Annotated in this window: 13 protein-coding genes; 6 read left to right on the top strand and 7 right to left on the bottom strand. The window is 33.4% G+C overall.

Annotated features, from left to right (window positions below; all coding sequences use genetic code 11):
* The first annotated feature begins 13 nt into the window (after window positions 1–13).
* From CIL05_RS17310 to CIL05_RS17290, 5 genes are all read left to right on the top strand, one after another.
* A complete protein-coding gene (locus CIL05_RS17310) occupies window positions 14–805 on the top strand; it encodes a PTS mannose/fructose/sorbose/N-acetylgalactosamine transporter subunit IIC (RefSeq protein WP_095656800.1) in 792 nt (263 codons plus the stop codon).
* Window positions 798–1,616 (top strand): PTS system mannose/fructose/sorbose family transporter subunit IID, encoded by an 819-nt coding sequence (locus CIL05_RS17305; RefSeq protein ID WP_095656799.1) that lies wholly within the window; start codon window positions 798–800, stop codon window positions 1,614–1,616. Before CIL05_RS17310 ends, CIL05_RS17305 begins: the two co-directional genes overlap by 8 nt.
* Before the next feature lie 70 nt (window positions 1,617–1,686).
* Window positions 1,687–3,606, top strand: coding sequence for a BglG family transcription antiterminator (locus CIL05_RS17300; RefSeq protein ID WP_095656798.1), 1,920 nt, complete (start codon window positions 1,687–1,689; stop codon window positions 3,604–3,606).
* 23 nt (window positions 3,607–3,629) lie between these two features.
* A complete protein-coding gene (locus CIL05_RS17295; RefSeq protein WP_439144847.1) occupies window positions 3,630–4,478 on the top strand; it encodes a YitT family protein in 849 nt (282 codons plus the stop codon).
* Window positions 4,479–4,845: 367 nt separating this feature from the next.
* Complete coding sequence (locus tag CIL05_RS17290) at window positions 4,846–5,403, top strand: HAD family hydrolase (RefSeq protein ID WP_095656796.1); 558 nt, start codon at window positions 4,846–4,848, stop codon at window positions 5,401–5,403.
* Between the two features lie 346 nt (window positions 5,404–5,749).
* On the opposite strand, the gene CIL05_RS17285 is transcribed toward CIL05_RS17290, so the two are convergent.
* The 7 genes from CIL05_RS17285 to CIL05_RS17255 form a co-directional block, all read right to left on the bottom strand.
* Entirely contained in the window at window positions 5,750–6,604 is an 855-nt protein-coding gene (locus tag CIL05_RS17285; RefSeq protein ID WP_095656795.1) for a MurR/RpiR family transcriptional regulator, read from the bottom strand.
* Window positions 6,605–6,886: 282 nt separating this feature from the next.
* Window positions 6,887–8,074 (bottom strand): M20 family metallopeptidase, encoded by a 1,188-nt coding sequence (locus tag CIL05_RS17280; protein WP_095656794.1) that lies wholly within the window; start codon window positions 8,072–8,074, stop codon window positions 6,887–6,889.
* A gap of 41 nt (window positions 8,075–8,115) precedes the next feature.
* Window positions 8,116–8,970: a PTS system mannose/fructose/sorbose family transporter subunit IID gene (locus tag CIL05_RS17275; RefSeq protein ID WP_095656793.1), complete on the bottom strand. Its 855-nt coding sequence runs from the start codon at window positions 8,968–8,970 to the stop codon at window positions 8,116–8,118.
* Window position 8,971: 1 nt separating this feature from the next.
* Complete coding sequence (locus CIL05_RS17270) at window positions 8,972–9,721, bottom strand: PTS mannose/fructose/sorbose/N-acetylgalactosamine transporter subunit IIC (protein ID WP_095656792.1); 750 nt, start codon at window positions 9,719–9,721, stop codon at window positions 8,972–8,974.
* Between the two features lie 21 nt (window positions 9,722–9,742).
* Complete coding sequence (locus CIL05_RS17265; protein ID WP_095656791.1) at window positions 9,743–10,249, bottom strand: PTS sugar transporter subunit IIB; 507 nt, start codon at window positions 10,247–10,249, stop codon at window positions 9,743–9,745.
* 87 nt (window positions 10,250–10,336) lie between these two features.
* On the bottom strand, window positions 10,337–10,759 hold the full coding sequence (locus CIL05_RS17260) for a PTS sugar transporter subunit IIA (RefSeq protein ID WP_206207800.1): 423 nt from the start codon (window positions 10,757–10,759) through the stop codon (window positions 10,337–10,339).
* A gap of 250 nt (window positions 10,760–11,009) precedes the next feature.
* Window positions 11,010–11,666, bottom strand: a complete 657-nt coding sequence (locus tag CIL05_RS17255) for an HAD-IA family hydrolase (RefSeq protein ID WP_095656789.1) — start codon at window positions 11,664–11,666, stop codon at window positions 11,010–11,012.
* Window positions 11,667–11,988: 322 nt separating this feature from the next.
* Here CIL05_RS17255 and CIL05_RS17250 point away from each other — a divergent pair, with 322 nt between their 5' ends.
* The gene (locus CIL05_RS17250) at window positions 11,989–12,219 is read left to right on the top strand and encodes a helix-turn-helix domain-containing protein (protein ID WP_095656788.1); all 231 of its coding nucleotides are present in this window, start codon (window positions 11,989–11,991) and stop codon (window positions 12,217–12,219) included.
* The last annotated feature ends 42 nt before the right edge of the window (window positions 12,220–12,261 follow it).

Here is a 12,261-nt window from a genome sequence, read left to right as displayed (position 1 = left end):
GGAGGAAGCACTTATGCAAACAGCATTATTAGTAGGTTTAATCTTAGCAGTTCTATGGTTTATAGAAAAAATGTTAGGTACACCAATGGTCATTAGACCAATTGTGGTCTCAACAATTATTGGTGCGGCCTTAGGTGACCTACAAACTGGGATTTTAGTAGGGGCATCACTAGAATTAGTATTTATGGGATTTATTCAAGTTGGTGGGGCAGTTCCACCAGATGTCCTAGTTGGAGCAGGTCTAGGTACAGCATTTGCAATTATGAGTGGAAGTGGTACTGAAGTTGCTTTAGCCCTGGCATTACCAATTGCATTGTTAGCGCAATCTTTAAAGGTTATTGTATTTATTGTACGAAGTTGGTTCATGAATTTTGCAATGAAACTAGCTAGGGCAGCAAACATAAAGGGGCTAGTCACCTTAAATATGGCTGGGCTCATACTGCAATGTGCAATGTACTTTGTAGTCGCCTTTGTAGCAATTCTATTTGGATCTACAGCAGTTGAAGGATTTGTCAATAATATACCTGAAGCAATTATGAATGGATTAGAGGTTGCAGGTGGACTATTACCAGCAGTTGGTTTTGCATTATTATTATTACCAATGATGAAGAAAACAAATATCCTATACTTCCTACTTGGTTTTGCTTTATTTGCTTATATGAATCTACCGATCTTAGGAATCACGCTATTTGGTGTAGTTCTTGCATTCATCATCGTTTACGAAATGAAAGATAAAGAGGTAGAAGTAGCTGGAGCTAATGGAACTAATACACCGGCAGATGAGGAGGATTTATTTGATGTCTGAGAAAAAGAAATTGAATAAAGATGAAAAGAAATTAATGCGAGAAATATTTTGGAGTTCTTTCATGCTAGAAGCATCTTACAACTATGAAAGACAGCAGGCTCTTGGCTTCTCAATCGGTATGTGGCCAGCCATAAGACGTTATTACAAAAACAAAAAGGGTCAAGCAGAAGCATTAGAACGTCACATGAATATTTTCAATACAACACCACATGTGGTAACAACAATAACTGGGGTTGCAACAGCACTAGAAAGAGAAGCGAGTAAGAACCCATCATTTGATAAAAACATCATCAATAACGTAAAAGTTGGATTGATGGGGCCATTCGCTGGAATTGGTGATTCATTATTCTGGGGAACATTAAGAATTATCGCAGTTGGTATCGGATTATCCTTAGCACAACAAGGTAGTGTTTTAGGACCTATTATTTTCTTATTACTATTCAATGTTCCTCACATGTTTATTCGTTACTATGGTGGTGTCATTGGTTATAAATTTGGAACACAAATCATGGACAAAGCTAATAACTCTGGAATCATGCAAAAGATATCCAAAGGAGCAACCATAGTCGGGTTGATGGTAATAGGTGCTATGACCGCCTCGATGGTAAAACTGGAATCATCACTTGTATTTACAGTTGGAGAAGAAAAAATTCCGATGCAAGAATATCTAGATCAAATTTTTCCATTATTATTACCGTTACTTTATACCGTCTTTATGTTCTATTTATTGAAAAAAGGTATGAAGCCAACAACCATCTTACTTGTTACAATCGCAATTGGTATTGGCGGATCTTTATTAGGGATCATCTAATAAAAAGCTTATGTGTGATAAAATTACTGTAATCCACTGATTACAGTAATTTTATTGGGAGGGTTCTGTCATGTTAGATTTGAACAGAAGACAATTATTAATTTTAAATGAACTTTTTCAACAAGAAATTAGAACCGCAGCAAATCTTTCTTTAGTTGCAGAGGCTTCGATTAGGACTGTTAAAAATGATATTTCTATTCTTAGGGAGAAATTGAATAATCATGGAATTACTATAGACTCAAGTCCTAATAAGGGGTATCAGTTACTTTATCATGATGGTTCCTCCAAAGATTTCCTTTCAAAGTTTTTTTCACAAATAGACATAAAAAGATTGAATCTATTTAAACGAAATAACTACGAACGAATATTTTTTATTATAAGGACTTTATTATTAAGTAAAGACTACCAAAAATTGGATGACCTAGCAGACGAAATGTTTGTTAGCCGCTCTACCTTAAGCGGAGACATGACAGAAGTAAAACGTATCCTTGCAAATTATCAATTAGATATAGATTCAAAAGCTAATTACGGAATCGTTATTCAAGGAGATGAATTAAATAAAAGAATTTGTATTGCTGAACATTTCTTTCACAACAAAACAACCTTTGAAAATAGTAAAGAAGTTGATCTAAAGGTTGATGGTTTAAACCAGGCCGTCATTCCTATAATTGAGGAACAATTGAGATTGATTTGTGAACAAAATCAGATTATCTTATCTGATTTTTCTTTAAAGAACATTGCAATTCACGTCTTAATTTCTATCTTTAGAAGCAAGTCCGGCCATATGATTAATTCGTCGCAACAGTACGAGCAAGAAATAATGAGTAAATTTCCTAATATTTATTCGGCTAGTAAAAAACTATGCAGCACAATTAATTTAGTTTTCAATACCAAGTTAAATGATGGTGATATAGCATATATTGGAATGCATTTGGAAGGTAAGCAACTCTTAGAAAACAGCGGGGTTAAAGACGATAAATTAGAGGAAGCAAATCATGTTGTAAAGGATATTTATAAAGAAATAAAAAACAACTTTGATATTGATATTTCTATGGATTCAATTTTAAATGAATATCTAGCACTGCATATTCTTCAAATGGTACGAAGAATTAACAACGGAATGGTATTAAGAAATCCTGTTGTACACGAAAATCTCCAAAAATATCTTTTTGCCACAAAGGTTACTATATCTGCCACAAAAGTTATTGAAGATTACTATGATATTAAAATTAATCTGGATGAATTTGGTTACCTAGTTCTTTATTTTAATGTAGCTTTACGTAATTTAAGGAAGAAGAAAAGAACAACTATTTGTTTGGTTAGTGGACGCGGTCGTGCGGAAACAATAATGTATATCAATGAGTTAAAGGAAAACTTTCCTGAGGATGCATATCATCTAATCAACTACGATTCAATTGATGAAGCTATTGAACATATTAACCATATAGATGTATTAGTATCTTCCTATGAGATAAAAATTTCCAGACCAGTGCCACAGGTAGCGATAGAAAAAGGAAATTATATCAATAACATTCGCCAGATCATTAATAAACTTGATTTAAATAATTTGGATATCAAGAAGTATTTTAAACTTGAAAATACGAATTTCCAGTTAGAAGGGGAAAATAAGAAGAGTATTTTGCAAAATATTGTAGCCGATCTCAAACGATTAAACATAATTGAACCACATATCACTGTTGATAAACCCTTTATTTCACATGAAATTGGTAATAATATCGTTCATCTTCAGGACCTGCATAAAATATGTAGAAAGCCTGTCTGCTATATTGCAGTACTTAAGACTCCAATTATTTGGGATAAGGACATTATTAAAGTATTGTTTCTTATAAAAACTAAAAGAGATGGCGATCATAATCTAAATGTTTTATGTAATATGTTCTCCAATTGGACGCAGGATAAAGAAAAGGTTAACAGACTGATTAATAATAAAGATTATAAATTATTTATGGATGACATCCAAAACTATTAACTTGAAAGATAAGGGATGAATAAATAATGAAAAAAATTACTACTGATATATTTTTAATATTTGCTGGAGGGCTGATCTTCTCTATAGGCGTTAATTTTTTTATTATCCCAAATTCTCTTTCTGAAGGAGGGATTCTCGGCTTAACTGTAATTGCTCATTATCTATTCGGTTGGTCGACTGGATTAATCAATTTAGTTTTAAATTTATCACTTTTATTAATAGGTTATAAATTTTTCGAACGAAAGATGATGTATTATACGTTGGTTTCCATTTTCTCATCTTCATTACTTTTGTATCTTACGGAAAATAAAAGCTGGATTTTAACAGAAGATACACTTCTTTCAGCTGTTTTTGCTGGTTTGTTCATAGGAATTGGCCTTGGATTAATATTTCGTGCTGGTGGAACTAATGGGGGGACAACCGTACTAGCTAAAATGGCAAATGAATATTTGGGACTAACAATAGGAAAAGCAATGCTATTCATTGATATCATCGTCGTGTTAGGTTCTGTATTTGTTATTGGAGTAGATAAAGGAATGTATACACTTATCTCCGTATATATAGGTGCAAAGGTTATCGACTTTTTCATTGATGGTATAGATGAGAAAGTGGCTGTCTTCATTATGTCAAATCATGCCGACAAGATAGCCAATAATATCTTACACAGCATGTCCCGGGGGATTACCGTCTTAGACGGGCATGGAGGATATACCGGTGATGATAAAAAGATTCTCTATATTGTCATCAACGGAACAGAATTAGTTAGACTTAAAAAACTAATAAAAGAGATTGATGATAATGCTTATGTTACTGTTCATCAGGTAAATGAAATTATCCGAAAAGGATATAAAGCTTCTATTATGGAAAGATAATCGGGACAGGCAGCAGATATATATCGTAGTTTAATTTACAGCTAGATAGTTATTGATTTTATTTACCATGCTTTGGATTAGGTAATTGAATCGCTTCATAGTTCCCGGTATCCTATTGTCCATTATAAGGGGGGTATTCACTATCATTTCCTAAAATTTGCTGAATGAGAATACTAGAATGTAAAGGAAATTCAAAAATAGTATAGTAAATTCTGGGGTCAGTTCACCATCACGTTAAGGTGCTGAAGTGAATATATAGGGTTTTGGATGAAAACAGATTAAAGATAATACTGTATGCTTAATTTTATAGTACTAGTTACAAGATAAATGTCTAACCTTGTAATTAGAATAGTTCAGGAGGGTACTTATGATTTCATATGTCGTCTGGGATTTAGGAGAAACTATTACTACACCGCCACCTGGAGGAATGGATTTAAAACCACTTAATCAGTATAAAGAGATTAAGTTAAGAGAAAATGTAATTGAAGTTCTTAAAAGGGTAGAAAATTTAGGTTTAAAAAATGCAATTCTAAGTAATACTGCAAGAAGTGATAGTGCGGCAGTTAAAGTTATGCTAGAAAGACTAGGTATTCTTGAAATGTTTAGTTATGTATATGCTACCAAATCGGAATTAGATTCCAGTATCCCACAGAAGCCGGATGAAATTGTCTACAAAAATTTATTACAGGAGATTGGTGTCGGAGCCGAGGAAGCAATTATGGTAGGGAATACGTGGGACACCGACATATTAGGCGCAAATCATGTTGGTATGCACTCTATTTTTTTGCAAAATCCATTAGTTTCTGTTCGGCGGAATTGGGATTCTAAAGTGAATAACCCACCATGGATTATTCCAGTTTGGGACATCGATTCAGTGGTAGAAGCTATAGAACTAATTAGTCAGTCAATTGGATCCAATAGGTAGTCTATTTAATTCCTTCCTGTTGCCCTTATATATGTGGAATTCAACCGTCATAGAAACATCTATTGTTTATATAGCAGTATTTTATAAATTATTGATTCTATCTATAAAGTTCCAATGGCATATCCAGTCATAGAAGCTTCGGTACCCAATATAAGGAGGTATAGGATATATTGAGTGGCTATGGGGGTCACTAGCATCAGTGGGTTGAAAATCCATAAAATGAGAAAAGGGAGGGTCTTAATCAGACCTTATTCCCTTTTTTTACCATATGTAAAAATTATGCTACTTCTTCTTTTGCGGCTTGATGATGACTACGTTTATTATAGGATTTAAGGCTGCTTCATGTTTATAAATATTTTATGCTCATACTCCCCCGCATTTTTTGTAGTACACTCCAGCTAGATTCTTTATTTGCAATCATAACATTAACGTAAAGTGCATCAATTATTGACAGTTGTGCAATTCTTGATGACAATGCCTCTGAACGGAAATCGGTTTCTGCAGCAATAGTGTACAATGAAATGTCTGCTTTTTCGGTAAGTGGGGATTTAGTAAAGTTCGTAATAGCTACGGTTTGTGTTTCATTTTCCTCAAAAATTTGCATTAGGTCTAGAATATCTTTTGTAGAACCACTATGGGAAATTATAATTGCAAGGTCATTATTAGTCATTTGAGAGGCAGACATCATTTGTAAGTGTGAATCTAAATCGGCATTTACATTAATTCCACTTCGAATAAACTTGTGATAAGCATCCAAAGCTACAAAAGCAGATCCTCCAACCCCAAAAAATTGTATTTTTTGTGCTCCCAAAATTGCTTCAACAACTTTTGTAATCAAATTTTCGTCCTGTATACGGAGTGTATCCTCAATTGTTTTAATGTTGGATTGGAAACTTTTTCTAGTTATCACTCCAATACTATCTTCTTCATTTATTTTTTCATGTATATCTTTTACAGACGTAACGACCTCAGTTGCAAGCGAAATTTTCATATCCTGGAATCCTTTGAAACCAATTCGTCTACAGAAACGAAAAACTGTTGCTTCAGAAATTCCTAGCTTTTCTGAAACTTGATTAATTGTAAAGTGAATGATTTTATGAGGATTCATTAAGGTGAAATCCGCAATTATTTTTTCTTTCTCACTAAAATTTTTATAATTGCTTCTAATGCTTAAAAGACAGTGTTGGGTATTGTCAGACATAATTATCCTCCTATAATTTAACTATGTTTATAGTATAGTTTTTTCCTGAAAAAGTCTAAAACACTCATATTAGAGGTCGAGTAGGCGAGAACTTTCAATAGGCTTATATCCCTTTCTCTATAATAACGAGAACGAGCGAATAAAAGAAAAATTGGCTGGTTTGAGCCCTATATAATATCGAACTCAAACCAGCCAAACAGTCGCATAATTTAAAGTTAACCTCAGGGATTATCCCTGTGTTCTCTTGTCTATTCGTAATAGATGTCAAACTGTTTATTTAAATCATTCATTTTTCATTCGTTCACTCAACTCTATTTTAGCATCTTCAACTGTCTTTGGATTCCTAAATAATTCCATTGCAGTTCTTGCCATTGCTTTGCTACTTACTTGTATACATCTTTTACCAGCAGAAGAGTTGGCCAGATCCCTAAACTGTTCAGTATGATTTGAAATTTTGTAATCCGGGAAAATGGTTACATAGGGATTACAAATAGGAATTACTCTTGATACATTCCCTAAATCCTCTCCACCGTAATCAAACGGCATACCATCCATAACTGGTTCATCAATAGAATTAAGTTCTTTACGACATACTTCTGATAAGGTTTCATTTGGAACACGCCCAAGATAACCAGGAGTAAATTCAATGTTTGCTTCACATCCAGTTGCAAGTGCAGCTCCCTCTGCACATTTTCGAACTCGTTCTATATAATCTTCTAAATCATTAGATTTAAAACAACTAACAGAACCTTTAACTGAAGCAAAATTGGGAATTAAACTAGGCGTTTTTCCACCATCTTCTATAATCCCCGATAAACGTAGGTCAGATTTTGCATGCTGTCTCATCAAACCTGTGGCAACAAAATATAAATTTGCTGCACTTAAAGCGTTAATACCATTAGCAGGATGGGAAGCAGCGTGCGCAGATTTCCCTCGAAATTCAATTTGAATACTTGTAGATGACATACATTCCCCAGCTAATCTTGTCGTATCGCTTGTTGGATGCATAAACAGAATAGCATCTATACCATCCCAAGCATTTTTTTCAAGTAGTTTTATTTTTCCACCACCTGATTCTTCAGCAGGCGTTCCCATAACCACTAACGTACCAGGTATTTTTTGATCTTCCATATACTTTTTTGTTTCTATTGCTGTTCCTAGAGCAGCTGTGCAAATTAAGTTGTGTCCGCATGCATGACCAATTTCAGGAAGTGCATCATATTCAGATACTACAGCTATAGTTAAATCTCCTGGTTCATATTGATAAACTGCTTTATAAGCTGTAGGAAGCCCTCCTAAGTTTTCTTCAACTTTAAATCCATTTTCTCTTAAAAATTCGCATTGTATTTGACAAGCTTTTTCTTCTTGATAACCAAGTTCAGGATTGGAATGAACATACTTAGCAATATCCCAAAGTTCATCTAATCTTGAATCTAAGTAATCATCGTAGTACTTTTTTATCTCTTCCATTTTTAATTACTCCTTTATGTTGGATTTCTTAAGTTTTTATATTAGCCACCTTGTAAAATTCCAAAGAAACCAGTAATTAAGGAAATAACAATAATCCATCCAATAAGTTTATTGTAATGTTGCCCTATTATTTTGAAATAAAAGTAGATTCCAAAAACTGCAATAAGAGGTAATATACCCACTAAAATAGAATCTAAAATATTTTGTATAACAACTGGATCGCCATTTTTAATAGGGATTTCTAAAGGCGTTTTAATTTTTATATAAGTTGACGATAGAGCCCCCATCATAAATAACCCTAAAATACTGGCACTTTTAATAATGTTGTTTATTAAACCAGATTTCATTAATTTCATAACTGATTCTTTCCCTAATACATATCCACTTTTCATCATCCCATATCCTATTAGTATAACGGCTAAAGGAAATAAGAATGGGACAAACGCTCCTATGAAAAGCCCACTTAGTGCCAGGGAAGATGCTAAAGCTAGAATAATTGGTTTTAAAGTTCCCCAGATTAATGTATCTCCAATTCCCGCAATCGGACCCATTAAGCCTGTTTTAAACCCTGTAATAGCTTCCTCGGGAATCGGATTTTCTTTCTCTATTGCCCTTTCTTCTTCCATTGACAAAGTTACTCCGTGGATAACAGCACCAAAAGTTCCTTCTGAATTATAAAATTGAAGATGACGTTTTAATGCTTCTTTGTAACTTTGATCATCATCTTTATAGATTTTCCTCAAACTACCAGATAAAGCATTACAAAATGCTAGTGCTTGTAGGCGTTCATAAGAGTTACTTACTTCTACTGATAAAAACCACCTAGCATAAGTTCTTCTTAAATCTTTATTTGTCAAAATTCTCTCTTTTGATTCCTTCTCGGAATTTGAAGGCATATTAAGCAACCTCCTTTTTATTCATAGAGTTAAACAGGATTATGGCCGCAATCGCAAAGCCAAATGCTGCAGCTCCCATAATATCAATGCCCAGATACGCTACTGCAAAAAATCCAATAAAGAAGTAAGGGATTATATCTCTTTTCCCAATAATTAATAGGATAATAGCAAAGCCGAGAGCAGGAAGAACTCCACCAGCAACACTAAATCCGTCAATTATACCTTGTGGTAGAGCGTCGATTACAAATGTGACGGCACTGGCCCCAGTCAAAGTAATTAAAAATACAGGAATAAAAGTTATAAAAAATATAGTGATTGTTGGGTAAGTAATTGCGCAATGAAAAATCTTTCTTGCATTCATCACCTCAGCATATTTTTCTGCTTTTGATATCCAATATGAATTTGAAATTCTCCTTAACTGATCCAATAAAATTCCTAAAATACCGAATGGTACCGCAAGTCCAACGGCAACTTCTGTATCCATACCGGTTTGCAATGCAATTGGTATTGCAATAATTCCAGCTAAGGATTGGTCAGATGGCATATTGCCACCGGTAAAAATAATTCCTATATAAATAAGTTGTATTGTAGCACCAATAATCAATCCTTTTTCAAGTTCTCCATATACTAACCCTAAAATAAACCCATAAAAAATAGGAGAACCTGTTGCTTGGGTTAATCCATAACCAAGCCGACTAGTACCAATAAAGTACAAAAACCCACATAAAATTGCTACCAAAAAAGTTTCCATTTTTAGATTTTCCTCCCTTACTTAACCTTTAGTTTTTAGAGAGTGATACCGTTCTAAAGCCTTCTTTAACTCCATTTTCGATTCGTCCGGGACTTGATGTAAATACACATGACATTTTTCTTGTTCTAGCTCCTTCAGCATTTTAGAATCTTCTTCATCAAAAGAAATTGGTCCAAATACAGATATCCTTCCTGGACCACCTCCTAATCCACCAATTTGTACATCATTAATAGGTACCCCTTCTTTTATCGTTCGATAAACTGTTTCAACGTTTTTAAACAAAATAAATAATTTTCCTTTACCCATTTTTTCTTTTTTCCAATAATCAACGGCGAAATCAACTGAATAAACATTTACTTCTATACCTGGTGGTGCTGCCATTGTATATACTTCTTTCATGAAATCGTCTGCGAACAAAGAGTCATCAATAATCACGATACGGTTAGCAGATGTTTGTTTAATCCATTTGGTAACTACTTGCCCATGGATCAATCGAGAGTCAATACGTACCAATTCTATTTCAGCCATTTTAGTTCCTCCTTTTAATATATTGCTAGACTATTTTTCTCATTAATGTTTCTGTTTAATGAAATTTTATACACTGCGCTTCTCTACCTACTTATTAGCAGGATTAGATTTGGGAACTTTTAGATGCTGACAATTCATTAATGTCGCTTCTTTAATTTCATTAAGACTCTCCTCTGTAAAGGGGCGGTTTTGCCTCATCACAGCTTCAATTAACATTATTGAACTTAATCCAGATAATATATTAATGTTGTAATTTTGACTTAACTTTAATGCAACATTTGAAGTTGTACCCCCAGCAATATCGGTGATTATAAGAGAATTAGTTGGCATTTTTTTTACTTTACATTCAACTTTTTGAAAAAAATCTTCTGGTGAGTCAGAAGGATTTAAGGCAATTTCACTTACTCCTTCTATTTGACCTATTATCATTGTGAGTGTTTTTGCAAGGGTTTCACCCCACCCACCATGTGTTAGTAACAAAATTTCATGTTTGTTAGATTTAGATATCAAAATTTATCACCTCCTCGTTTCTTCGTCGAAGATATTATAATTTTAAAATAAAATAGAAATAATTAATTGGGAACGCTTTCAATATTTAAATTATTTCTAAATTCTTTTCGTGATGTTTACTTAACTAATATGTTTAATATTCTCACTATATCAATTTTTTTTTCATATTGCAATGCTTTGAAGAAATTTTTTTTCATTTCACTAAAACTACGAATCAACCTATGCTCAGTTGATTCGTAGTTTTAGTTGCTTATTTACTCTGCTCCACTATCTTTAAAACCTGTTTCAAATCCTTCTCAGCCATGGATTCCATTTTGTATTCAACTGTACAAAAATCCAGATTTTTAGTGATTTCATTTGGAACTATAACACACTTAGTTCCTGCTCTTTTTGCAGCTAAGGCTCCATTTGCAGAATCTTCAAAGACTAAACACTCATCAGTTTTTAAGTTAAGACACTTTGCTGCCTCTTTATATAGAGAGGGATCAGGTTTAACAGCTTCGACATCATTAGAGGTCTTGATGCATTCAAAGTAATGAAATAAGTTTAGTTTTTTTAAGTATTTACTAACCCACTCATATTTGGAACTAGAAGCTAATCCAATTTTCAAACCTAGGTTTTTAGCAGTTTTTAGATAGTTCTCTACTCCAGGAAGTGCTTTTTCTTTTAATAATCTTGAATGGAGATCCTTATCTAAACGTGCTTCAAGATTTTGATAGTTAACATCCGCTATACCTTCCAAATAAACAAAAGGTGAAAAACCAGAACTGGAACCAATATTTTCCTGCCATTTAGATACTGGCAATTCACTTCCAAAATCTACAAAAATTTCATTCAGAGTTTCATATAAGATAACTTCAGTATCAAGAATTAACCCATCAAAATCAAAAATTATTCCTTTAATCATGTTAACGCCCATCCCTTCTTTATGTTTAGTTTAGTTATTATCATACTACATCTCAGCATTAAAATCTGAATTATTTTACTTTAATTTAAATTATCATCTGGATTTGTATTCCATAAATTTTTCTGAAGAGTGCTACAACAAGTTAAAACTATAAAAGTCAATGTACAATAACTTCATTTGACTTTTATTGTAAGATTGGGGGGTATGCATCCGAACTGGTTTTGTGAGGAAGGAACGTAGTGGCATACAAAAACTAAAAACTATTTTAGTTTCTTTTCTCAACACCCAGATAGGATAATATGCCTATAGGGGAGGGATTGCAATGGATATAAATCAATTTACCATTGTATTAGGAAAGTCACTAAAAGAGTACAGAATAAAAATGGGACTTACGATTGGAGAGGTTGCCAATATTGTAAACATGGATGACAGTCATTTAAGCAGTATAGAAAAAGGAAAGCATATTCCTATGAGCTATACCCTGATTAAACTGGCAGCTGCACTTAATATTCCTGGAGACTTTTTTGATGATTTAACAAAAGGGGATCATTAGGATACATAAGGCAAAATCGAAATAATCATTTATTAACTTATG

This window comes from Virgibacillus profundi (assembly GCF_002287375.1).
In the GTDB taxonomy this organism is placed as follows: Bacteria; Bacillota; Bacilli; order Bacillales; family Amphibacillaceae; genus Virgibacillus_K; species Virgibacillus_K profundi.
This window is presented reverse-complemented; position numbering and strand designations above follow the sequence as displayed.